Annotated in this window: 22 protein-coding genes, 2 tRNA genes, 1 other RNA gene and 1 riboswitch; of the genes, 7 read left to right on the forward strand and 18 right to left on the reverse strand. The window is 36.5% G+C overall.

All coding sequences use genetic code 11. The features are described from left to right. The gene (gene sufB / locus HZY91_RS09705) at nucleotides 1–1,395 is read left to right on the forward strand and encodes a Fe-S cluster assembly protein SufB (RefSeq protein WP_197116067.1); all 1,395 of its coding nucleotides are present in this window, start codon (nucleotides 1–3) and stop codon (nucleotides 1,393–1,395) included. 83 nt (nucleotides 1,396–1,478) lie between these two features. Further along, complete coding sequence (locus HZY91_RS09710; protein ID WP_218957787.1) at nucleotides 1,479–2,069, forward strand: hypothetical protein; 591 nt, start codon at nucleotides 1,479–1,481, stop codon at nucleotides 2,067–2,069. A 37-nt stretch (nucleotides 2,070–2,106) separates the two neighbouring features. Here the strand turns inward: HZY91_RS09710 and HZY91_RS09715 are convergent, their stop codons facing one another. The 6 genes from HZY91_RS09715 to HZY91_RS09740 all read right to left on the reverse strand — a co-directional run bounded on the left by HZY91_RS09715 (nucleotide 2,107) and on the right by HZY91_RS09740 (nucleotide 7,160). After that, the gene (locus tag HZY91_RS09715) at nucleotides 2,107–2,844 is read right to left on the reverse strand and encodes a glycerophosphodiester phosphodiesterase (RefSeq protein WP_197116068.1); all 738 of its coding nucleotides are present in this window, start codon (nucleotides 2,842–2,844) and stop codon (nucleotides 2,107–2,109) included. A 49-nt stretch (nucleotides 2,845–2,893) separates the two neighbouring features. Next, an RNA gene (gene ffs / locus HZY91_RS09720) (signal recognition particle sRNA small type) lies at nucleotides 2,894–2,991 on the reverse strand. 106 nt (nucleotides 2,992–3,097) lie between these two features. After that, on the reverse strand, nucleotides 3,098–3,622 hold the full coding sequence (tadA, locus tag HZY91_RS09725) for a tRNA adenosine(34) deaminase TadA (protein ID WP_438940310.1): 525 nt from the start codon (nucleotides 3,620–3,622) through the stop codon (nucleotides 3,098–3,100). A gap of 68 nt (nucleotides 3,623–3,690) precedes the next feature. Continuing rightward, the gene (locus tag HZY91_RS09730) at nucleotides 3,691–4,050 is read right to left on the reverse strand and encodes a hypothetical protein (protein WP_192951350.1); all 360 of its coding nucleotides are present in this window, start codon (nucleotides 4,048–4,050) and stop codon (nucleotides 3,691–3,693) included. A gap of 134 nt (nucleotides 4,051–4,184) precedes the next feature. Then, on the reverse strand, nucleotides 4,185–6,659 hold the full coding sequence (locus HZY91_RS09735; RefSeq protein WP_197116070.1) for an ATP-dependent Clp protease ATP-binding subunit: 2,475 nt from the start codon (nucleotides 6,657–6,659) through the stop codon (nucleotides 4,185–4,187). Nucleotides 6,660–6,683: 24 nt separating this feature from the next. Continuing rightward, entirely contained in the window at nucleotides 6,684–7,160 is a 477-nt protein-coding gene (locus tag HZY91_RS09740; protein ID WP_328752627.1) for a CtsR family transcriptional regulator, read from the reverse strand. 313 nt (nucleotides 7,161–7,473) lie between these two features. Between HZY91_RS09740 and HZY91_RS09745 the strand changes: the two genes are divergently transcribed. From HZY91_RS09745 to HZY91_RS09765, 5 genes are all read left to right on the forward strand, one after another. Continuing rightward, nucleotides 7,474–10,086: a vitamin B12-dependent ribonucleotide reductase gene (locus HZY91_RS09745; protein WP_328752630.1), complete on the forward strand. Its 2,613-nt coding sequence runs from the start codon at nucleotides 7,474–7,476 to the stop codon at nucleotides 10,084–10,086. A gap of 253 nt (nucleotides 10,087–10,339) precedes the next feature. Continuing rightward, nucleotides 10,340–11,077, forward strand: a complete 738-nt coding sequence (locus tag HZY91_RS09750; protein ID WP_197116071.1) for an amino acid ABC transporter ATP-binding protein — start codon at nucleotides 10,340–10,342, stop codon at nucleotides 11,075–11,077. A gap of 13 nt (nucleotides 11,078–11,090) precedes the next feature. After that, nucleotides 11,091–11,906 carry a transporter substrate-binding domain-containing protein gene (locus HZY91_RS09755; protein ID WP_197116072.1) on the forward strand — a complete coding sequence of 272 codons (816 nt, stop codon included), beginning with the start codon at nucleotides 11,091–11,093 and terminating at the stop codon, nucleotides 11,904–11,906. A gap of 5 nt (nucleotides 11,907–11,911) precedes the next feature. Next, a complete protein-coding gene (locus HZY91_RS09760; RefSeq protein ID WP_197116179.1) occupies nucleotides 11,912–12,559 on the forward strand; it encodes an amino acid ABC transporter permease in 648 nt (215 codons plus the stop codon). A gap of 15 nt (nucleotides 12,560–12,574) precedes the next feature. Then, nucleotides 12,575–13,246: an amino acid ABC transporter permease gene (locus HZY91_RS09765; RefSeq protein WP_197116073.1), complete on the forward strand. Its 672-nt coding sequence runs from the start codon at nucleotides 12,575–12,577 to the stop codon at nucleotides 13,244–13,246. Between the two features lie 48 nt (nucleotides 13,247–13,294). Here the strand turns inward: HZY91_RS09765 and HZY91_RS09770 are convergent, their stop codons facing one another. From HZY91_RS09770 to HZY91_RS09825, 12 genes are all read right to left on the reverse strand, one after another. Then, nucleotides 13,295–13,840 (reverse strand): cadmium resistance transporter, encoded by a 546-nt coding sequence (locus HZY91_RS09770; RefSeq protein ID WP_197116074.1) that lies wholly within the window; start codon nucleotides 13,838–13,840, stop codon nucleotides 13,295–13,297. 174 nt (nucleotides 13,841–14,014) lie between these two features. Beyond that, nucleotides 14,015–14,524 carry a hypothetical protein gene (locus HZY91_RS09775; protein ID WP_197116075.1) on the reverse strand — a complete coding sequence of 170 codons (510 nt, stop codon included), beginning with the start codon at nucleotides 14,522–14,524 and terminating at the stop codon, nucleotides 14,015–14,017. A gap of 141 nt (nucleotides 14,525–14,665) precedes the next feature. Beyond that, a complete protein-coding gene (locus tag HZY91_RS09780; protein WP_197116076.1) occupies nucleotides 14,666–15,088 on the reverse strand; it encodes a cupin domain-containing protein in 423 nt (140 codons plus the stop codon). Between the two features lie 77 nt (nucleotides 15,089–15,165). Next, complete coding sequence (locus HZY91_RS09785) at nucleotides 15,166–16,296, reverse strand: glycerate kinase (protein WP_197116077.1); 1,131 nt, start codon at nucleotides 16,294–16,296, stop codon at nucleotides 15,166–15,168. Nucleotides 16,297–16,308: 12 nt separating this feature from the next. Next, nucleotides 16,309–17,571: a GntP family permease gene (locus HZY91_RS09790; protein ID WP_197116078.1), complete on the reverse strand. Its 1,263-nt coding sequence runs from the start codon at nucleotides 17,569–17,571 to the stop codon at nucleotides 16,309–16,311. Nucleotides 17,572–17,829: 258 nt separating this feature from the next. Further along, nucleotides 17,830–17,903 (reverse strand) — tRNA-Arg (locus HZY91_RS09795). Between the two features lie 34 nt (nucleotides 17,904–17,937). Next, a tRNA-Leu gene (locus HZY91_RS09800) sits at nucleotides 17,938–18,023 on the reverse strand. A 393-nt stretch (nucleotides 18,024–18,416) separates the two neighbouring features. Then, nucleotides 18,417–19,589 (reverse strand): cation:proton antiporter, encoded by a 1,173-nt coding sequence (locus HZY91_RS09805; RefSeq protein ID WP_197116079.1) that lies wholly within the window; start codon nucleotides 19,587–19,589, stop codon nucleotides 18,417–18,419. A gap of 42 nt (nucleotides 19,590–19,631) precedes the next feature. Then, nucleotides 19,632–19,714: riboswitch (Fluoride riboswitch) on the reverse strand. A gap of 212 nt (nucleotides 19,715–19,926) precedes the next feature. Further along, nucleotides 19,927–21,090: an aminotransferase class I/II-fold pyridoxal phosphate-dependent enzyme gene (locus tag HZY91_RS09810; RefSeq protein ID WP_197116080.1), complete on the reverse strand. Its 1,164-nt coding sequence runs from the start codon at nucleotides 21,088–21,090 to the stop codon at nucleotides 19,927–19,929. A gap of 26 nt (nucleotides 21,091–21,116) precedes the next feature. Further along, nucleotides 21,117–22,502: a YjiH family protein gene (locus HZY91_RS09815; RefSeq protein WP_197116081.1), complete on the reverse strand. Its 1,386-nt coding sequence runs from the start codon at nucleotides 22,500–22,502 to the stop codon at nucleotides 21,117–21,119. 190 nt (nucleotides 22,503–22,692) lie between these two features. After that, nucleotides 22,693–23,706, reverse strand: coding sequence for an ABC transporter ATP-binding protein (locus tag HZY91_RS09820; RefSeq protein ID WP_197116082.1), 1,014 nt, complete (start codon nucleotides 23,704–23,706; stop codon nucleotides 22,693–22,695). Beyond that, nucleotides 23,696–24,682, reverse strand: a complete 987-nt coding sequence (locus HZY91_RS09825; protein ID WP_197116083.1) for an ABC transporter ATP-binding protein — start codon at nucleotides 24,680–24,682, stop codon at nucleotides 23,696–23,698. The genes HZY91_RS09820 and HZY91_RS09825 overlap by 11 nt, the downstream gene beginning before the upstream one ends. Nucleotides 24,683–24,691 lie beyond the last annotated feature (9 nt).

Here is a 24,691-nt window from a genome sequence, read left to right on the forward strand (position 1 = left end):
ATGTCAGAAGTACCTATTGTTGGAGAATATGAATATGGCTTTCGTGATGATGCCAAAATTTTATTTTCAACCGGAAAAGGATTAAATGAAGATGTCGTGAGAACTATTTCCAAAGAAAAAAACGAACCCCAATGGATGTTAGATTTCCGCTTAAAAGCGTATGAAATCTTCAAACAAAAACCAATCGCAAAATGGGGAGTGGACCTATCCGAAGTCAACTTTGATGATTATATCTATTATTTACGGGCCAGTGATCAACCGGTAAGAACTTGGGAAGAAGTTCCTGATAAAATTAAAGAAACTTTTGATCGTTTAGGAGTCCCCGAAGCTGAACGTGCCTTCTTAGCAGGAACAAGCGTTCAATATGAATCGGAAACTGTCTATTCTCGCATGAAAGATCAAGTGGACCAATTAGGGATCATTTTCACCGATACTGATACTGCTGTTCAAGAATATCCTGAACTCTTAAGAGAGCATTTCGCTTCTGTTATTAAGCCGGGAGAGAATTTTCAAACCGCATTAAATTCAGCCTGTTGGTCTGGTGGAAGTTTTATCTACATCCCTAAAGGAGTAAAGGTCGATATGCCTTTACAAGCTTATTTCCGTCTCAATAATGCAAATGTTGCTCAATTCGAAAGAACGCTGATCATTGTAGATGAAGGCGCCAGTGTCCATTATGTCGAAGGTTGCACTGCCCCAACCTACTCTACTACCAGTATGCATACCGGTGTAGTCGAAATTGTAGTGAAGAAAAATGCAACCTGCCGTTATACAACCATCCAAAATTGGTCTCATAATGTTTATAACCTTGTCACTCAAAGGGGTACAGTTGAAGAAGGCGGGACTTTAGAGTGGGTAGATGGTAACCTCGGTTCCTATAAAACGATGAAATATCCTTCATGTATTCTGAACGGAAGAGGAGCACGTGGAACCGTTCTATCTATTGCCTTTGCAGGAGAAGGACAACATCAACATTCAGGAGCAAAAATTTTTCACAATGCCCCAGATACCTCATCGACTATCGTATCAAAATCCATCGCCAAAGATGGCGGAAATGTCGATTATATGGGACAACTCTATTTTGGCCCACAAGCTGATGGAGCAAAATCCCACGTAGAGTGTGATACCATTATCATGGATGAGCGATCTAAATCAGATACCATTCCTTTTAATGAAGTCCACAATGCCAATATTTCCCTTGAGCACGAAGCCAAGGTTTCAAGAATTTCTGAAGAACAGCTCTTTTATCTCATGAGCCGAGGCATTAGTGAAGAGAAGGCCACAGAACTTATTATTATGGGATTTGTTGAGCCTTTTGCCAAAGAACTCCCTCTTGAATATGCGGTCGAGCTCAATCGACTAATCGCATACGAAATGGAAGGATCTGTGGGGTAAAAAGTATCTCTTAAAAGAGATACTTTTTTCTATTTCCTATATTTTTTTCGTGATATAATAGACCCACAACTAAGGAGGTTACAATGAAATCACAACATCCCAACCAATTAAAGGCCTCAAACGACGTAATTCAAGCAGTTCAACACCTTTATCGTGATCATGAAGAATTTCCTTATATTTCTCCTGACAGAAATATAGAAAAATGGTTAGAAGGGGTTCAATTATCAACTGAGAAAATTGTTCCTAAACGTAATATGATTAGAACAAAAGAAGGTCTACTTCCAGGCCACATCATTCTTTTATGGCGTGTTAGTCATGGAAACTATACGGTTGGACATTCGATTACTAAATATTTTGAATATGATTATGGAATTGATGGTCACGATATCGATTGGCTAGTTGAAGAAGGTTATGTTCGGATCTTAACCCCTAAAGAATCTCTCATTTATGTAACCAGCCCCATCCTTAAACAGTTTTTAAAAGAAACAAATATAAAAGGCTTCTCAAAAATGAAGAAGGAAGAACTCATTGAAGCTGTTAGAGAAATATATACAGAAGAAGAGTTGGAGCTAAAGTTTGACCAAAGAGGCTACATCCTTACCTCAAAAGGAGAAGAAGCTCTCAAAAATAATCAAGCTATTATTGATAAGCATCCAAAAAAAGCTGGCTATTAAAAAAAGCCCTTGTAGTGATCACTACAAGGGCTTTTTTTTATTTCATTTGTTCCAGAGCTCTTTCGATATAATTAGTAATGATAGAATCAATACCTGCTTCAATTAGGAATTTAATATGTGCTTCGTCATTTACTGTATAAGTATTGATTTGAACTCCTGTTTGCTTGCAATCTAGAATATCTTCTGGATCCAAAGTTACAAATGCTGGATGATAGTTTGTAACTCCATATTTTTTACAGTACTTGCCCGGCTCTAATTGTCCTGATGCTGTTAAAAAACCGTATTCAATGGGTAAATTCTCAGCCATCTCCATAAAGTCTCTCACACTGTGATGATTAAAAGAAGAAATCAAAATTCTATCCGCTATAGAAAATTCTTTAATAAGTTTTAAAACTTCCTGATTAATTCCTTCATACCGGAAAATATTTGTTTTAAGTTCAATATTTACCATTATTGTTTGGTCTACAAACCATTCGAAGAATTCTCTTAAAGTTGGTAATTGAATATCAATTTGATGTTCCTTTTGAGTCTCAGGAAAATTTACATAATAATCAAACTGACGCAACTCTTCCAAAGTCATATCCTTAACATACCCCTTACCATTAGAAGTACGATCAATCGACTCATCATGGATAATCACTATTTGATTATCTTTTGTTAAATGAACATCCAACTCAATGCCTTTAATAGGGTATTTAGCTGCCTCTTTAAAAGCCAACATGGTATTTTCAGGGAACAAACCAGAATACCCACGATGCGCAATCAATTGTGTCATTTCTAGCACTCCCATTCAAAAAAAATAGCCTTAACATTTCCGATAAGACTTTTCTTAAAAAAATACGGCACATGACTTCGTCACTTATAGCTGCTACCTTCCGGTCCTGACTCGGTTCGTGACTCCATCATTGCCTTATAGTTATCATACCACTAATGGAATATTTTGTAAAGAAAGAGCTAACTTATCCACTTATTTTTTAAAAAATCACACGATCTGTGGATAAATAGTCAATTTACAAGAAATCTGTTCATCATTCCTGCTTAATCGAATAACCTGCTTTCTTTCTTTGTCGCAATTTTTTGAAAAAATTAATCATTAATTGACTACATTCTTCTTCTAAAATCCCAGTTATAACTTCTGGTTGGTGATTAAACCGATCATCCGATAACAGATTCATAAGTGATCCAACGCAGCCCCCCTTAGGATCTTTTGCCCCAAAAACTACTTTATCGATTCGTGACATAATAATAGCGCCTGCACACATTGGACAAGGCTCAAGAGTGACATAAAGTGTCGCTCCTGTTAGTCTCCATGCCTGTTCATGCTGATTTGCTTGAAGAATCGCCTGAATTTCAGCATGACCAGTCGCCTGTTTCTGGCTTTCTCTCACATTAAAGCCTCTTGCGATGACTTTCTCGTCTTTAACAATTACCGCTCCAATAGGCACTTCCCCTAAGCTCTCAGCTTTTCTAGCTTCTCGAATCGCTTCTTGCATCCATTTTACATGCAATGAACAGCTACTTTTACTAATTTGATTCATATCTGTCCCCTTCATACGTCCACCTTAACTCCATAATAAAAAGCAGGAAACAAGTTCCTGCCCTATATTATAAGTCAATTTTTCTAATTATCCATTAAATCCTGAACTTTATCACTCGCATTGTTAGCAACTTCTTTAGCTCTTTTAATTATTTCATTAAAACCATCGCTCATACGATTACCAGCTTCATTAGTTTTATTAGCTAATCCTACTAATGTGTTGACTTCATTATCAGATAATTCATCAACCATTGAAACTAATTTATCGGATCCATTTAATTGATGACGTACATAAGCTTTTACTTTCTCTCTATTAACAACACCTTGAACATGGTGACGAGTATCTTCATCTAAGTATGCATATAGAGCAACCCCAACCACTGTCGCTAAAGCTGCACTTCCAATAATAATAGCTCCTATACTAATCCCTCTATTTTTTCTCATGGAAAAACGCCTCCTCTTTAACGTATCTTGATACCATTTTCCATAATTTAATTATAACATGTCAATAAAATAAAAGGTATCGATACGGTTTTCTAAGAAAAAGACTCCTCTTTTATTAGAGGAGTCTTTTATTTCTATTTGGAACGGTTATTAATATTGATCGCTCCTGCACGTCCACCAATCGTAATCTGATCTCCCAATTCAATGTCCCCATTTAGTAACATTTCACTGAGTTCATCTTCAATCTGTTTTTGAATAGCCCGACGAATCGGTCTCGCACCATACTCTGGATCAAAACCTGCATCTGCAATAATATCAACCGCAGTATCTGTCACTCGTGCTTCTACTTCCATGTCCCCTAAACGCTTCACAATATCTGCAGTATGTAATTTAACGATTTCACGGATTTGTTCTTTAGATAGAGGATGGAATACAATGGTTTCATCAATACGATTCAAGAATTCTGGACGAAAAGCTTGCTTCAGTTCTGCAAGAATTCGTTTCCTCATCGCATCGAAATCATCGGAATAATCCACTGCTCCAAATCCAACTGATTTCTCATCTCTAAGAGCTGTTGCTCCAATATTAGAAGTCATAATGATGATCGTATTTCTAAAGTCAACTGTCCGTCCCTTTCCGTCAGTCAAATGACCATCATCAAATACCTGTAACAAGATGTTAAAGACATCTGGATGTGCCTTTTCAATTTCATCTAACAAAATAACAGAATAGGGTTTCTGACGGACTCTTTCTGTCAATTGACCCGATTCATCATACCCTACATAACCTGGAGGAGATCCCACTAAACGCGATACGGAATGTTTCTCCATATACTCAGACATATCGACTCGCACCATATTATCCTCCGAACCAAACATTGAATTAGCCAAAGTTTTAGCTAGCTCAGTTTTTCCTACACCTGTCGGCCCAAGGAATAAAAAGGAACCAATGGGTCTTTGGGGGGATTTAAGTCCTGATCTAGCTCGACGAATGGCCCGAGCTACTGAGCTAACAGCCTCATCTTGCCCAATCACCCGTTCATGTAATTCTGCCTCTAAATGAACTAATCGATTAGCTTCCGCTACATTCATTTGATAAATTGGAATTCCTGTTGCTAAAGCTGTGACTTCTGCAACATGGTCAGCCGTTACTGAAGGAAAATCAGCATTTGTTTCATCAGGATTATTTTTTTCAGTATTGACAGCTTTCTGTATCATTCCTTCAAGTTCTTGTTCTTCTTTTCTTAAATCAGCAGCCATTTCAAAATTGCGATCTAAAATCGCTTGCTCTTTACGTTGAATTAGCTCTTTTAATTTTATTTCAAACTCGGCAATGGTATTCGATTTTTTACTCACTTCAATTCGAACTTTCGCAGCCGCCTCATCAATTAAATCTACAGCCTTGTCAGGTAATTTCCTTTCTGTTAAATACCGTGAACTTAATTTTACCGATGCTTCAATCGCATCATCAGAAATCTTCACCTGATGGTGCGATTCATATTTCGGTCTCAATCCATGGATAATTTTTATTGATTCGGCCAATGAAGGTTCTTCTACAATAATTTTAGAGAATCGACGTTCAAGTGCAGTATCCTTTTCAATATGCTTCTGATATTCATCAAAAGTGGTGGCACCAATCGTTTGGATTTCTCCTCGTGCCAATGCGGGCTTTAGAATATTAGCAGCATCAATAGCACCTTCTGCTCCACCCGCTCCAATTAAGGTATGCAGTTCATCAATAAATAAAATAACTTTCCCATCTTGAGCGATTTCCTCGATAATTTTCTTCATTCGCTCTTCAAATTCACCACGATACTTAGTTCCTGCTACTAATGCAGCAGTATCCAACATCATTAATCTTTTAACTGCAATATCAGATGGGACTTCCCCAGAAACCATCGCTTGGGCTAAACCTTCAGCGATAGCGGTTTTCCCCACACCCGGTTCTCCAACTAAAACAGGGTTGTTTTTGGTGCGTCGAGAAATAATTTGAATCATTCGACGAATTTCGTCTTCGCGTCCAATAACAGGATCGAGTTTATCTTCTTTTGCTAAAAGGGTTAGATCGCGTGATACTGAATCTAATGTTGGAGTAGCAGACTGACTATTCTTTTGATTTCGCTGACGATTGCCACGTCGACTCTGATTATCAGAACGTCTTTGCTGACTCACACCAATTTCTTCGAAAATTGCTTTTCGTAGCTCACCCAAATTAATCCCTAAATTTTTCAAAAGAACGGTTGCAAGAATTTCTTCTTTTAATAAGCCCAATAATAAATGCTCTGTTCCTACTTTAGAAGCACCCAATCGCTTCGCATCACTTGAAGCATTCATAATAACTTTCTTAGCCCTTGGAGAATACGGAATGACGACTTCTCCTTCTGTACGGGCTTGCACAGCTTTTCCATGAATCATTTCTAATTCATTTAAAAGAGGCTGATACTCCGCTCCATGGTCACGGAGTACTTTACCTGCGATTCCTTGTTCCTCTCTTGCTAATCCTAATAACACATGCTCTGTTCCCACCGCTTGATGACGTAAAAAATAAGCATGTTCAGCTGCATACACCATTGCTTGTCTTGCGCTATCTGTAAATAATTCTTCAAACATATATTTCACCTCTATTAAATATCTCTATATACTACTTCTAAGTTCATACTTTAATTGATGAAGGAAAGTCTTTAAGAGCATAGCTCGTGCAACTTGATCCTGATTTGAAATAGTATGTAAAACTGATTTTTCAATCACAGAAAGAATCAAACGACCTTCTCTTTTAGTAATGATTTGTTGTTCAATTAAAGTTTCAATGATATTTACACCATTACGATAAGAAAGTTGATCCCCTATCAATTCTAGCATTTGATCAATTTGATCCGCCTCGGAAGTCAATTGAATTTTTAATATTCTAATATAACCTCCTCCACCCCGTTTACTCTCTACCTGATATCCATGTTCTTGAGTAAATCGCGTATTAATCACATAATTAATCTGGGATGGTACACAATCAAAATGATCAGCAATATCACTGCGTTTAATCTCTATGTGTTTAGAATCCTTTAAAAATTCCTTTAAATAAGCTTCAATTATATCGGACATATTGCGGTGTGCCAAGTCAACCCCTCCTTTTCCAACCAGCAATCAATTAACATTGACTTTCTTTGACCATTATACACAAATTTCTCACCTTTGAAAAGTATTTTAACTTTGTATCGCTATTAAAACTTGTCCTAATTAATTATTTATCTTAATCAATAATTTCATCAATAATTTCATTTGTTTTTTTCTTCTAGACAAAGTATACTTACTAGGGTAAACTATTATAGGCACAATATGTTGTGTTTCCGATAAACCCGGAATCTATATGTAGTAACCTTCTAGTTATTACAACTTATATAAGAAAATTATCGAGAGGGCTGAATAAACAGTGGAAATCAAAACAAAACCATCAGAAATTATTGAATGGAACCAATCACAACTCAATGAAGCAATTAAACTTTTCCCTCAAGTAACACCCATTACAGATGATATGCATATTACGCACGAAGGTGTTTCACGAATGGTAATGTTGGACCGCTATTCTTTCAAAGATAATGCTAAAAAAACACTCAAAGAAGGAGATCTAGTCGTCTTAACAGTAAAAGCTGATCCTTCCTATCCCGCTAGAGGCATTGGAATCGTTCAAAAATTAGACTGGGAAAATAAACAAGCCTTGATTCATTTAGAAGAAGCCTACCGTGGCCCTCTTGAAGATAAAGAAGAACAGGAAACAGGCTTAGTGATACGTTCCATTGATAGCCTAGATAAGCCGCTTGAAATTTATTATGAACAAATAGCACATCGAAATGCGACTGGATTATCAGAGATTGAAGCAGAGCCAAAAAAAGCTAAAGAAGCATTCGATGCTTTTTATCAGCAATTATCACAAATGAATTTTGTCCCAGCGGGTCGCGTTTTATACGGAGCAGGTTCACAAACCGATGTGACTTATTTTAACTGTTACGTCATGCCCTTCGTTCCCGACTCACGTGAAGGAATTGCCGAACATCGAAAAGAAGTAATGGAAATTATGTCTCGTGGAGGAGGAGTTGGAACAAACGGTTCTACCTTGCGACCTCGTAACACACTGGCTCGTGGGGTCAACGGGAAATCATCGGGCTCAGTTTCATGGCTAAATGATATTGCACAGTTAACTCATTTAGTGGAACAAGGCGGCTCACGTCGAGGCGCTCAAATGATTATGTTGGCTGATTGGCATCCAGATATTATTGAATTTATCATCTCTAAAATGCAAAATCCACGCATTCTTCGCTACTTAATCGAACAAACAAAAGATGAACAAATTCAACAATTAGCAGAAGAAAAGTTAAAATTTATTCCGCTCACTACTAATGAGCAATTAATGCATGAGCAAATTTATTCGCATCACAATGAACCTGAATTAGGCGGTTTCAACCCAGATATTATTGCCAATAGCAAATCGATTCTTCGTGATGGCGGAACCTATGAAGTTCATAATGAAAACTTCCTGACAGGGGCTAATATTTCTGTTACGATCACCTCAGACTTTATGGAAGCCGTAGAAAACCAATCAGATTGGGCATTACAATTCCCTGATGTTGAAAATTACACTCCAGAAGAAATGGATGCTTATAATACTCAGTGGCCTGAAGTGGGAGATGTCCGAGAATGGGAAAAGATGGGCTATGGCGTTCGAACCTATCGAACCATTCCTGCTAGAGAGCTTTGGAAGCTCATTAATATTTGTGCCACTTATTCTGCTGAACCAGGTATCTTCTTCATTGACAATGCGAATGATGACACAAACGCTAAGGCATATGGACAAAAAGTTGTCGCCACTAATCCATGTGGGGAACAGCCTCTTGCTCCTTACTCAGTATGTAACCTAGCAGCCATTAACTTAGCAAATATGGCCAATAAAGACAAACAAACTGTCAATTATGAACAACTAAAAGAAACGGTTCGAGTGGGAGTCAGAATGCAAGACAACGTTATCGATGCTACTCCATATTTCTTAGAGGCTAACCGAGTTCAAGCTCTTGGTGAAAGACGAATCGGATTAGGGGTAATGGGACTAGCAGACTTACTCATATATACTAACCATCGCTACGGATCGCCTGCTGGCAATAAAGTGATTGATAAAATCTTTGAAACCATTGCCATCACTGCCTATGAGACATCTATTGAATTGGCCAAAGAGAAAGGAAGCTTCCCATTCTTAATGGGGCGTTCTGAAGAAGAGACTCAACAGCTTCGTGAAAACTTTATTAACACCGGCTATATGCAAAAAATGCCCGAACACATTCGCCAAGGAGTGTTAGATCATGGTATTCGTAATTCCCATTTATTGACCGTTGCTCCAACTGGATCAACAGGGACAATGGTTGGGGTTGCTACAGGATTAGAGCCTTATTTTGCATTCAAATATTACCGTTCAGGACGTCTTGGTAAATTTATTGAAGTAAATGCTTCCATTGTTCAAGAATATTTAGAACAACACCCTGGAACAGATACTGATAATTTGCCTAATATTTTTGTTTCAGCAATGGAGTTAGAACCAGAAGAACATGTCGATGTGCAGACGACCATTCAAAGATGGGTAGATAGTTCTATTTCTAAAACCGTAAACGCACCGAAAGGTTATACTGTCCAACAAGTTGAGAAAATATATGAACGTTTATATAGTGGGGGGGCCAAAGGGGGTACGGTCTATGTCGATGGTTCCCGTGATTCACAAGTTCTTACCCTCAAAGCCGAAGAAAACGATCTTGAACAGAATATTGCACTTTTTGATATGGAAGACCAAGAAATTAGAGTTGTCGAAGAACCAGATGAACTTAAGCAATTAGTCGATCTTGCGGAGAAAGATCATATCGCACAAAGCGGTCATACTGATGATGTGAGTTACGGTTCTGAGATTGGAGATACCTGTCCCATCTGCCGTAAAGGAATTGTTGAAGATATCGGAGGATGTAACACTTGTACTAATTGTAACGCTCAACTTAGATGTGGTTTATAAAATTATTTATAGAGTAGGCTTGTCAAGAATTATGACAAGCCTATTTTTTTATAATTTTTTTAAGCCCTTAAAAATAAAGCGGGTGGACACTATTTGGTTGAAAATTGTTGATAAGAGAATCCCACAAAACTATTTATGTAATATTTCATAACATAATGTGTAACATGATATTTGATTTTATTATATTTCTTCCCATATAATATCACTATCTCTAATCGATAACTAATAATAATCACAGAAACGAGGGAACTATATGATCCGCTTTCAAAATGTTCACAAATATTATGGAAAATATCATGCTTTAAAAAATATTAATTTAGAAATTAACAAAGGAGAAGTAGTGACTCTGATCGGTCCATCTGGATCAGGGAAATCTACCCTAATCCGATGTATCAATGCTTTAGAAGAGATATCAAGTGGCAAACTTTACATTAACAATCAAGACATCACAGATCCCAGTACCGATATTCGTGCCATTCGTGAACATCTCGGTATGGTATTTCAGCACTTTGAACTTTATCCTCATAAGACGATCTTACAAAACATCACTCTAGCCCCCATCAAAGTATTGGGTATTCCAAAAGGAGAAGCCATGGAAACTGCTGAACACTTATTAGATCGAGTAAACATGCTTGAACATAAAACTAAATATCCTGGTCAAATTTCAGGTGGACAAAAACAAAGAGTCGCTATCGCACGTGGACTAGCTATGAAACCTAATGCGATGCTCTTTGATGAGCCAACTTCAGCACTTGATCCTGAAACCATTGGAGATGTCCTTGATGTTATGAAGAAAATAGCCGTAGAGGACAAAATGACCATGGTCGTTGTCACGCATGAAATGGGATTCGCTCGTGAGGTTTCTGACCGTACAATTTTCATGGCTAAAGGAGAAATATTAGAAGATCGACCAAGTGAAGATTTCTTCAATCATCCTGAATCAGAAGAAGCAAAAAGTTTCTTATCTAAAGTCATCGGACATTCATCATAAAGGAGACAAGAAAATGAAAAAGCAAACTTATCTTAAAATGCTTATCTTACTCCTCAGCCTTTTCATCATTATCGGATGTGGATCTTCAATTGCTAGACAAGATGTAATGGAACGTCTTTCTACTAATAAAAAACCTATCATTCGCTGGGGTGTAAAAGCAGATACCAATTTATTTGGTTTTTATAATCTTTCTGAAGGTGAAATACAAGGATTTGATATCGATATAGCTAAGGCTCTCACTGAAATAATGACAGATGGCAAGGCTGAGGCGCAATTTGTAGAAGTAAACTCTAAGACACGAATTCCTCTACTAAAGAATGGTAACATTGATGGCATTATTGCCACGATGACTATTACTGAGGAACGTCTAGAACAAGTTGACTTTTCAGATATCTACTTTGATGCCGGACAATCCTTATTGACACCTAAAACAACTGATATTACTGGTGTAGATAGTTTGACCAATGCTCACACCATCTTAGCAATCAAAGGCTCAACTTCTGCTCAAAACATACGAGACCTTGCCCCACAAGTAAATGTCCTTGAATTCGAGAATTACTCAGAGGGGTTTGTTGCTTTACAATCAGGACAAGGAGATGCATTAACAACTGATAATGCAATTCTATTAGGTTTGGCAGCACAAGCAGATGGTTATAAATTAGCTGGAGAAAATTTTACAGACGAACCTTATGGAATTGCCGTTAATAAGGGTCAAGAAGAATTTTTAAAATCATTGAATGAAGCTTTAACTGAAATTAAAAGTAACGGTACCTATGATCAAATTTATGATAAATGGTTTGCTGAAGTATTAGAAGGGAGTGAATCATAATGCAGATGGCTGATTTAATACAAAATTATCTTCCCCAATTACTAACTGGATTTGTCAATACTCTTATTGCAAGTTCAATTGCTTTAATCTTTAGCCTCCTAATTGGAACTTTAATGGGAATTTTACAAATTAATCCTTCTAAAATTTTGAGTACGCTAGCTACTTGGTATGTTGAGTTTTTTCGAAATATTCCTTTATTAGTCATTGTCATGTTTTTCTATGTAGTGGTCCCCATGTATTGGTTCAATATCTCTGGATTTTGGGCTGGAGTATTAGGACTAACCATCTATACATCTTCTTTTATTGCTGATAACGTGCGCGCAGGTATTCTTTCTGTCGAGAAAGGACAAATGGAAGCTGCCCTTTCACAAGGAATGACCCGAAATCAAGCAATGAATTTAATCGTGATGCCACAGGCGATTCGTAAAATCATCCCTCCCTTAGGCAATCAAGTCATTAACTTAGTTAAAAACTCTTCCATTTTAGCAATGGTTGCAGGCTTAGATTTAATGTATTATGGTGATTTAGTTGCTTCAGAAACCTTTATCACTCTTTCAACTTACACTTTAGTTGGTATCTTTTATCTATTTATTACAGTCCCTCTAACACTGTTTAGTCAAAAAATAGAACGCCTTTTAAACAGACGCTATTAGAAAGGAGCTAGACATATGAATTTTATACAAGCATTTTCCTTAAATAATATTCGTTTCCTACTTCAGGGACTTTGGGTAACTCTCCAAATTGCAGGAGTATCAATTTTCCTTAGTATTATATTGGGAATTCTTTTCGCCATTCTGCGCTATAAAAATATTCCAATTTTTTCAAAAATTTTAGCCCTCATTATCGACACCATTCGAAATTTGCCCCTATTACTGATCATTTTCTTTACTTATTTCGCCCTTCCACAACTTGGTATTCAATTTAACCTCTTCTGGTCTGCAACTGCAGCTTTAACTATTTTTGAATCAGCAATGATCTCAGAAATTATTCGAGGAGGTTTGATTGCTTTACCTAAAGGACAAACAGAAGCAGGAATTGCTTCTGGCTTGACCCATAATCAAGTCATGTTCCATATTTTGCTTCCACAAGCATGGAGACAAACTTTACCCTCTGTGGTAAGTCAATTAATTTCTTTAATTAAAGACACTTCATTAGCTACCATTATTTCATTGCCCGAGTTAACTCATAATGCAAAAATAATCTATGGACAAAATACACAACATGTCCTGCCTATGTTCATAGCTCTGGCCTGTTTATACTTTATCGTCTGCTTTGCTCTCTCACGCTTATCTAAACACCTATCTAAACACCTATCTAAACGCCGAATGAAACTTGCCTAATTCTTTAATCATACTTCTAAAAAAGGATGCTCTAAGAGCATCCTTTTTTTATAAAACATTCTGTAAAATTCCTGATTGCCAAAGGATCCTCAATCCCACCATAATTAATATGGTTCCTTCTAATTGATTTTCGTACTGATCCAGATATCCTGTTAATTGCTTAAATCTTACAAGTTCTAAAGCCAAATAACATATTAATAAAGCAACTAGGAGAAAAGCCAATAATAGTGGCCACCAATTTGACACTGAATTATTTGATAACACAGGAACATACATCATAATATCATCCATACCCAAAGCAAAAAAAGTACTCAGCATAGTAAAGATACTTTTTCCTTTAACTATAACCGGTTGAGCTTCTTCAATACTAAAGCAATCTTGCAATCCTAGTAAAATTGGTAATATTCCTAGCCATCCCATCCAATTCTGAGGAATAAATAACTGAATCCCAAGTGTTGTAATAATTGCCATTAAAGTCAAAATCGAGGACGCTAATAAATACAAAAAAGTGACCAAATGTCTTGAGGCCTGTTTATTTTGTTTATGGTAAAACATAAAGAGCACCGCTATTTCATCAACACTTGTTGTCAACATTACCAAGCATCCGAGAATAAACGTTTGTAAGGTAGTTCTCAATTTACATTCCTTCTTATCCCTAAATTATAAATAACAGGATTATTCTACCACCCCTTTTTAAAATAGCAAGAAAAATAAGAAGCAACCCCTATCAGTAGTTGCTTCTATATGCTCTTCTATTCTTCTATTTTTCTATTTTTGTAGGATCTGATTTTCTTCTTTCATTTGCTTATTCTTACTATTACCTTCCAATAAACTAAAAGTATTCGGAAATCCAAGCAAAGATCCGGGACCTTGAGAAAAAATACGATTAAATCGTTCATTAAATTGTTGATGCATTTCATTAAACTGTTCTACAAGTTGATTATATTGTGCTTCGTTCTCTTCCGTTACATCCAACCAACCCGTATCCTGCCCATTAATATTCACACGCATTTTACGCGTTAATCCTCGCGATGGATTCGATATTGATGAGGTCATTCTTGAATCTTCAGTCTGTACTTGATAGTCACTAACCTCTTCATCGCTAAGTTGATCTACATCAATTTGAAAGCTTGCTCCTTTATTCTTAAGAAAATTTAATTTCTTTTGATCTGAAAGGTTTGCATACGTCACAAAATCCTCATGTGTTAATTCAGCCACCAATTGACCCTGTCCATATTTCTCACTCTTTACATTAGCTGTCACTTTATAAGTATTCATAACCATCCATCCTTTCAATTATTATTTAAGGCTGTTTACCTTACAGTGCTAATATATCAAATTAGTCAAAGTTAGTCAAGGTTAATATAATTTTTTATTAAAAAAACCAGAAAATAATTTATTTTCTGGTTCGATATTAATTTATTGTTCATTTGGATCGTTTTCAGCATCTTCATGCGTCGGATGTACAGTACCTGGCACATGATCTGGCCCTGCATAAAGTGTGTATAATTTAAGTGGTTCTTCGCCTGTATTTGTTACATTATGCCACATATTCGCTGGTACAAATATTGCAAAATCATCTGCTACTTCTGCTTCAAAATCAAGCTTATCTTCACTAGGTCCCATTTGACATAGCCCTTTTCCAGATTCAATTCGCAAGAATTGATCAATTCCTTCGTGCACTTCTAAGCCAATATCATCTCCAGGTTGAATCGTCATCAATGTCATTTGCATTTTTTCTCCGGTCCAAACTGTAGTACGGAAATTTTCATTTGCTTTTGTCCACTCTTCAATGTTCTCTACTACTGGATTTTTACCACGATCTGAAAAATCAAAACTCATTTTAAGCACTCCTTTATTAATAATCATTATAAATAAAGTTTAACGCTACTAGAGCTGATTATCAAGTAAAGTGTCTTCTAATTCAGCAAGTGACATAAAGCAGCGGTCGTATCTACTAAATTAGCCTCAGTATCTCTTAGCAAATCGGATAGTTCACTTGCGCCAGGTGTAATACTTAATACACAGTCAAATCCCAAAGTATATAGATCTTCAATACCTTTACCAACTGAACCTGCCAAAGCAATGACCTTCATCTGTGGTGCTGTTTCTTTCGCTGTTTTCATTACACCAAATGGAGTCTTACCATATTGAGTTTGAAAATCTATCTGGCCTTCTCCCGTAAAGCAATAGTCAGCATTCTGCATTTTTTCACGTAACTTTACTGTTTCAATTACAATCTCTACTCCAGGCTGTAAATGAGCATTCGTAAAAGCTAATAATCCTGCTCCAAGACCTCCAGCTGCTCCTGATCCAGGGATTTGATCAACTTTTTTATCAAATGTTTCTTCAATGATCTTTGCAAAATGTCTTAAATTTTGATCAAGTCTTACCACCATCTCTGGATCTGCTCCTTTTTGAGGGCCAAAAACAGCAGAAGCTCCTTCTTCACCACATAACGGATTCGTTACATCACAAGCTACTTGAATTTGACACTCTGCTAGCCGAGGGTGAACTTTTGAACTATCAATCTCTGATAAGCGATCTAGGCTTCCTCCTCCAAGTCCAATTTCTTCTCCTACTGGATCTAAGAGGCGATAACCTAGTGCTTGAGCCATCCCTGCTCCCCCATCATTGGTAGCAGAACCCCCTATACCTAAAATAATCTTTGTAATCCCTTTATCCAAACAATCCGCTATTAATTGTCCCGTCCCAAAAGTAGAGGTTATTAAGGGATTTCTATCTTGTCGATCAATTAATTGAATACCCGAAGCCGCAGCCATTTCAATCACAGCTGTCTTTCCATCTCCTAATAAGCCGTACTGAGCTTCTATTTCTTTACCCAAAGGTCCCTTAACTTTAGTAGAACAATATTGACCGCCACTCGCATCGACCAATGCTTCAGTGGTCCCTTCACCGCCATCTGCCATAGGGACTAGCTCCACTTCCGCTTCGGAGAAAACTTGTCGTACTCCCTTTTCAATCGCTTGACATGCCTCTTTTGCTGAACAAGCCTCCTTAAACGAATCGCTAGCAATTACAATTTTCATAATGATTTCCCCCTATAATCCTAATACTCCATAAATAATAGTGGATACAATAGTTAATGAAAGTCCCACTAAGGATTCAAAAGAGATCAACTTCAATCTTTCTTTAAAGTCCATGGTTACTGAGCCGGCAGTTGCATGGAAAAATGACCCATGTGGCAAGTGATCAAGTACTGTGGCTCCGGCATGAAGCATTGCTGCACCACTAATCGGCGATACACCAGAAGCTAAGATTGTTTTCCCAAAAACAGCCGATCCCACTGCAGATCCTGAAGTAGTGGAGGCTGTCGCAGCACTCATAAAGATTCCTGCAAGAGGTGCTAATATATAAGCTGGCAACCCTAAACTATTAATACTACTAACCAACAAATCGCCTAAATTTGAATTCGTAATCACACCCGCGATTAGACCCGTTCCTAATAAAATAATAGCGACTCCGATCATTTTACTTAATCCATATTCAATATACTTTGTCATATGTTTAAATTGACCTAATATTATCAGACCTACTATTCCTCCCAAAGGCAAAGCAATCATTGGATCCACTACTATATTAAAAATTGGACGTAATGCTAACAGCAAAATAGCAATGACCGGACCTGATAAAGATTTCCAAAGTAGTGGTAGCTCTGTATGGCTTTCCTCATTTTCAATATTTAATGAAATTTTTGAGCCTCTATTCACTACCATCTTTGCCAAGAATGCAGTCACAAGGAGTCCTATTATTGCAGGAAGTACACCTGCCAGCATCACTTGCGTTAAAGGAGCTCCAAAACCATCTGACACAGCAATTGCATTTGGATTAGGAGACATAATATTGCCTGATTTTCCTCCACCAATCATAGCTAGAAGAATCGACATTCTCGAATAGCCAAGTTCTCGACCAATTTCTAGAGCGATTGGGGCAACCGTAATCACTGCAATGTCAATAAAAACACCTACAAATGTTAAAATCATTGTCGCAATAGATAAAGCTAATAAAGCTCTATTTTTTCCTAATGATTTAATAATAGCTTGGGCAATTGAAGCAGCTGCTCCAGTTTGAATAAGTACTCCTGCAAGAACACCAGCAGCTAAAATCCTTAAAATAGAAGTAACCATGCCTTGTGCTCCTTCAGTCATTAATGTGACTGTCTCAACCAAACTAGCTCCACCGATGATTCCTCCCGCTAAAGCACCGATAAAAAGAGAATAAAAAGCTGGAACTTTTCTAAAAATTAAAATAATTGAAATAATGAGCCCGATAATAGCTCCTAAAGCAGATACTGTGACTTCCATTTTTTCACTCCTATCAAATTTTTACTACATTCTATTATTATAGCTATAATCAAAAACATAACAAGCGTTTTCACATCAGTTTTCATAAAAACGGTGCAGGATCTTCATGTAACCTGCACCGTTTTTAGTCTTTCAAATTAATTATGATTCCCTTGATTATTATTTTCAATAGTAGCAAAATCTTAATTAAATTTAGTCGATATTCTATTTATATAAAAAAAGCAACCTTAAATAATCAAGGATGCCCCATCTTCTTTATACACCCGGCAGGATTCGAACCTGCAACCGCCTGATTCGTAGTCAGGTACTCTATCCAGTTGAGCCACGGGTGCAATATCTAATTAAATTAAATCACATAAATGTGAATGCCGAGGGCCGGAATCGAACCGGCACGGTGATCACTCACCGCAGGATTTTAAGTCCTGTGCGTCTGCCAGTTCCGCCACCCCGGCAATAAAAACTGTTCAGATTCAATATTAAATATAATACAATATTCGAGGTATAAAATCAAGGCTATTTTAAAATAAAATCCGACTATAAAAGGAAATTTTTTTGTTTATTGTAATGTACAACTTTAATAAAACAACATGTCCAAGGAAGGTAATACAATGAAACATTTTTTAGTTGACTACCATTTTAATTAGCTTTTTGAAGTCTCTTATTGGTTTATTTTTTGGGATTTCTTCGAAAATATGGTAATCAGAATGATGATGGGGTTATTTATCGATGTTGTAATTGATTCAAAAATTAACTGACTTTTTCCACAAGACTCTACAAAAAATTTTAATATATCTGGCCAAACATTTAATGAAAATTTATGGCGTTTAGATCAACTTTTAAATTTCTCACTCTAATAACTGATCTGCATATAAGTCAATAAATAAGGCGCCTAAAGGAGCGGTTATTAAAATTGCTAAAGTCGCTGCAACCAAAATCAATTCCCCACTCGCAAAGCCTACCATTAAAGGTATTCCTCCTAACGAAGCTTGAACTGTTGCTTTAGGAATATAGGACCCCATAATAAATATTATCTCATGCCTATTGAAACCTGCTCTGAAAATAGATAAAAAAACACCCAACATTCTAAATATTAAGCCTAATCCAATAACCATCAAGACTCTCCATCCAGCTTTTAAAATATAAAATGGATTAACCGTCACACCTAAGCATGCAAATAAAAAAATCTCTGCATAAGACCAAATTCGATTAAAAACATTAGCCAATTGAGTAGCTGAATCCGGACACTTTTCTCTTAGAAACAAATGACAGGTTAATACTGCTAACACACCAGAATACGGTATCCAATTATTTATCGGTTTCTCTAACCCCATCATGACAAGAGACATAGCTATTGATAATATTAATAACATCTCATTCGATAGTTTATAACGTCGACTAATCCAACTCAATATTCCTCCAGTAACTCCCCCTATTAACATCCCAAAAACTATTGTAATCGGAACAGATAATAACAAACTGGCAGAGAAAGTTCCTTCTTGATTCACTTGCATAAATGCGGCAAATAACACAAATATCAAGATATCATCAGCCGTTCCCCCTGCTAGTATCATTTGAGGAATTCCTTTCTCAGTTCCTTTTTCTCGATCTATTAAGCCTACCATTCTTGGAACCAGTACAGCCGGAGATACAGCTGCTAACACACTTCCTAGCAAAAGAGATTCTGCATAAGTGATCCCTAATATATAGTGCCCTACTATTCCAATGCCCAAAATTTCTAATAAAGCTGGTATGAAACACATTAAAACCGCTGGTTTTCCTACTTTTAATAAATCTCGGTAATCTAATGTCAAACCAGCTTTAATAAGAATAATCATTAGCGCTATCTGTCGAACTTCTCCTGCTATCTTTAATAAATTTTCATCTAGAATATCCAACATAGAAGGACCTAAAACAATTCCAATTAACAAGTAAGCAACTAATCTTGGAATTCCTATCCTTTGTATGAACGAACCACTTAACCAGCCCAAAAACATTATCAAACCTAAACCTAATAACATAATCAACCTCCTCAAAATAAAAAGACTTCTGCATAGCAAAAAAAGCCTGCAGAAGTCATCAATCTAAATCAGATGGTTTATCTATCTTTTCAATAGAAAGGAAGAACTTCATTTCCCTTTTATTATCATAAACATAGATGTTATAGATCACAATAACAAATTGCAACTCATATCCTTCACTGTTAATTTTTGTTCAAGCAAGATCTTAAAAAATAGCATCGTAAAAGTTTTTTCTTTTTATTTACAGTTAAACAATGAGATACTTTTTTCATCTGCTTTTACTGATCAATACATTTACATTAAATCAATATTTTTCAAATATACTCTATATAAACAACTAGCCATTAAATAATTCTGTCTGACGGATTCGAGCAAAAGCTTGGCGAATCACTGAATCATCCACTGTAATTGCAAAACGGATATAACCCTCTCCACTTTCCTCTCCAAAAGCAGTTCCTGGTAGAACAACAATATGAGCATTTTCCAACAGATACTCAGCTACCTCTTCCGCTGTCATTCCTGTTTGTTTGATATTTACAAATGCATATATCGTTCCCATTGGTTCCAACATACTCATCTTAGGTGTTTGACACACTTCTTCATAGAGGATATTCAAACGTGAGCGATATTCTGCCAGCATGGGTGCTTGAATTCGTTCTTTATCCTTTAAAGCGTGCAAAGCTGCTCTTTGAGAAATGGAAGGTGCAGTAAATACATTATTTTCATTAATATTACGAACAATATCAATCAAGGATTTTGGTGCAGCGATGAACCCAATTCTCCACCCCGTCATAGCATAATCTTTAGAAAAACTACCGATTACTATCGTTCGTTCTTTCATACCTGGAATTGAAACAATCGGAACAAAAGACGATTTATAACTATAAAGGGTGTAGATATCATCACTAATAACAACAATATCTCGGTCCTGACAAATCTTAGAGATAGCCTCAAGGTTCTCTCTAGAAAAACAGGCTCCTGTTGGATTATTAGGAGTATTAATGATAATCGCTTTTGTCTTATCCGTAATCTTTGCTTCAAGTCTTTTGGGATCAATTTGAAATAAGTCTTCCTCATAAGTTGGAACTGTCGTAGGGATTCCTCGAGTCAGGAGAACTTGTTGGGGATAAGGTGTAAAGTATGGTTCATGGAGAATAATTTCCTCCCCATCATTGGTAATCGATTCCAGAGCCAACCACATAGCATGACATCCAGATGTTGTTACCATAATTTCATCAGTTGAATATTTCACACCATAATTATCTGCCAAATTTTCAACTAAGGCTTGCCTTAATTCAATATCTCCTTGAAAACTAGTGTAATGAGTATGTCCATCTAAGGCATCCTGCATGGTCTTACGAATCACTTCACCATCAGTTGTTATATCCGGATCTCCCAAACTAAAGTCAATCACATCGTCATAGCGATCTAAAAGGAAATCACTATTACCCATTGGTGTGGAAAAATCTTCTTGATATCTTTCTGCTATATATTTCTTCATTATTTATCATCTCAATTTCTATTAATCTATAAAAATAAATGAGCAAGTAATACTGCTAATGGTAAAGTAATAATCGTACGTTCAACAAAGATTATGAACAAATCTTTTAAATCTAAAGGTATTTCAGAATTTAATATAACCGCTCCAGTTTCAGACATATAAATCAATTGTGAAAAAGACATAACGCCCACTACAAACCGTGTCAATTCTGACGAAACACTGCTTACGATAACACTCGGCAAAAACATATCTGCAAAACCTAGAAGAGTTGCCTGTGAAGCCAAACTGGCTTCCGGCACTTGCAGCAACTTAAAAATAGGTATTAAAGGAACAGCTAGCCATTCAAAAATAGGTGTATACTCTGTCAATATTAAAGCGAAAGTTCCCCAACACATTACTAATGGCATCAGAGTAACATAAACATCAATCACTGTCATAATCCCATCTTTAATAATCTCACCAAGACTATTAGCTGTTTCTGCTTTAGCGTATCCATTAGCCAAAGCCCACTCGAATTGACTATAGTTTTCAGGTACCTCTTCGTTAATTTGTTTACCTGCTTTAGGATGATAGACATCTTCTTTTATAGTTAATGGCCAAATTCTCGGTAGAATTACAGCAGCTACCAGACTTACTAAACAGATTGTCAGATAAAATTGAGGGAAATACTGAGCCAAATCAAGAAAATTAGCAACCACTACCGCAAAGGGTAAACTAACAAGAGAGAAACAAACGGCAATAATAGAAGCTTCCTTTGCAGTATAATAACCTTGCTTATACTGCTTATCCGTTAAAACAACCCCCACTGGACCACTACCAATCCAAGAGGTAATCCCATCAATAGCTGCTCTGCCTGGAACTCTAAAAAGAGGCCTCATTATTCTTCTTATCATGGTTCCAAAGAAATCCATCAAACCAAAATTCATTAGAAACGGTAAGAAAAAGCCACTAAAGAAAAACCATGTTGCTAGAGTTGGCATTAAATCAAAAATCATGGTTCCACCAGTCGCTCTGGAATAAATAACTTCACTTCCTATTGAATAATAGGTCACTATTGCAAAAATTGCTCCTATGACTCTAAAAAATAACCACAATGGGGTAACAACAAATAATTTATTCCAAATAGAATCTTTTTTGATAAATTGCGGCTTGAAAATTGTACAAAACATAGTAACAACCGCACTAACAACAATCACCCAGGTCATAAAGAAAGGCAAAGACTCACCAATTGCAACTTTCCCCATCTCAGCCATAGCTCCAACACCAATCGTAAAATTGCTACCTAATGCTTCAATATTTAGAATTGTTCCCCATTGTAACGGAATCACAAATAAAAACAAACCTAAAAGGGATGGAAGAAAAAATTTTATTTTTTGCGATAGCGTGTACTGTTTTTTCTCACTATAATTCATCATAAACTCCCTTTCTCAAAATTAATATAAGAGTAGTGTAGCAAAGTATGAAAGGTCTTTTCAACAAAAAATTAGAATCACTCGTCATTTTTTAATTTAATTCTTACTTTATCTTTGGTTTATATATAAAATAGTACCTCTAAAAGCCCTATTATAGCTAAAAGGCTATAATAGGGCTAATATATTTTATCTAAACTTTTTGGGGCTCAGGAAACTCGACATGTGATTGCATTTCTATATGATTATATAAATGACAGGCTACAAAGTGTTCAGGCTCTACCTCTCTTAATTCCACTGGAGTCTCTTTACAGATATCCATACAATACTTACACCTACCCGCAAAACGGCAACCTTTTGGCGGATTAACCGGACTTGGTACATCCCCTTCCAGAAATATCCTTTCTCTTTTTACACCCACTTTTGGTATAGGAATCGCTGATAATAGTGCTCTTGTATAGGGATGAAGCGGATTTTCAAAAATTCGTTCATAAGTCCCCAATTCCACAATTTGGCCTAAATACATCACTGCAATCCGATCTGAAATATGTCGGACTACCGACAAATCATGCGAAATAAATAGATAGGTTAATCCTAATTCTTCTTGCAGACGATCCATTAAGTTTAATATCTGCGCTTGAATAGAAACATCCAATGCTGATACAGGCTCGTCTAAGACTAAAAATTTTGGTTCAAGAATTAAGGCTCTCGCAATCCCTATCCTTTGACGCCTCCCACCATCTAACTCATGTGGAAAAGATCCAGCTAATCTGCGAGCTAACCCCACTGTTTCCATCATACGATAAACTTTTTCTTCTAATTGTTTTTGACTACCTGCTAAACCGTTAACTCTTAAAGGCTCAGCTATTAAATCAAAAGTACTCATTCGTGGATTTAGTGAAGAATATGGATCTTGGAATACAATCTGCATTTCTTGACGCATTTTTCGCATTTCCTTTAAACCTTTATATTCAAGTATATTTTTACCTTCTAAAAATATTTCACCTGAAGTCGGTTCATGCAAACGAATGATAGCTCTACCTGCAGTAGACTTACCACAACCTGATTCTCCAACAAGTCCCAACGTTTCTCCACGTTTTATATCGAAACTAATATTATCTACAGCATGTAAATCTCCGGCTTTCGTAGGAAAATATTTTTTTAAATTACGAACACTAATTAAAATCTCTTTATTATTATCTTTCATGCTTCTCATTCCCTTCATCATTATATAAGTGACAAGCTACATAATGACCTGGCCTAGCCTCTCTAAACTCAGGGAACTTATGCTTACATATTTCCATACAATGTTTACATCTCGGATGAAAACGACACCCACTAGGCAAATCAGAAGGATCGGGTGTAGTCCCAGGAATAACTCTTAGTTGATCGAGATCCTCATCAATACTTGGGATCGAATCGAATAAGCCACGAGTATAAGGATGAAGTGGTTCTGCATAGAGATTCTCTACTGATGCATGTTCAACAACTGATCCCGCATAGATAACTGACACAAAGTCACAAATTTCTGCCACTACACCCAAATCATGAGTAATTAAGATCATCGATGTCCCATATTTATCTTTTAAATCTTTCATCAACTCAAGCACTTGTGCCTGAATCGTCACATCTAAAGCAGTAGTTGGTTCATCTGCAATAATTAATTCTGGATTACAAGATAATGCCATAGCAATTACAACTCTCTGCTTCATCCCCCCAGAGAATTGATGAGGATAGTCATTAATGCGTTCTTTTCTAATTCCTACAAGCTCTAGCATTTCTTCTGTTTTAGCTATGAGCTCATCCTTATCTAAATCTTGATGAAGTTCAATTACTTCCTTAATTTGATCGCCAACCGTCATGATAGGATTTAACGATGTCATAGGATCTTGGAAAATCATCGAAATTTTATTGCCACGAATATTAAACATATCTTTTTCTTTAACTTGCATTAAGTCTGTCTCTTCTAAAATGATTTCACCAGAGGTAATCTTTCCCGGAGGGTCTTGAATCAACTGCATAACAGCCAAAGCTGTGGTTGTTTTTCCTGCTCCAGTCTCGCCTACTAGACCCAATGTTTCTTTTTTACCTATTTTTAAGTTTAAATTATTCACAGCATACACGGTGCCTGAATCTGTTTCATACTGAACACTCACATTTCTTAAATCTAATAATTCAACCATCTCTATCCC

This window comes from Facklamia lactis (assembly GCF_015863205.1).
Taxonomy (GTDB): Bacteria; Bacillota; Bacilli; order Lactobacillales; family Aerococcaceae; genus Facklamia; species Facklamia lactis.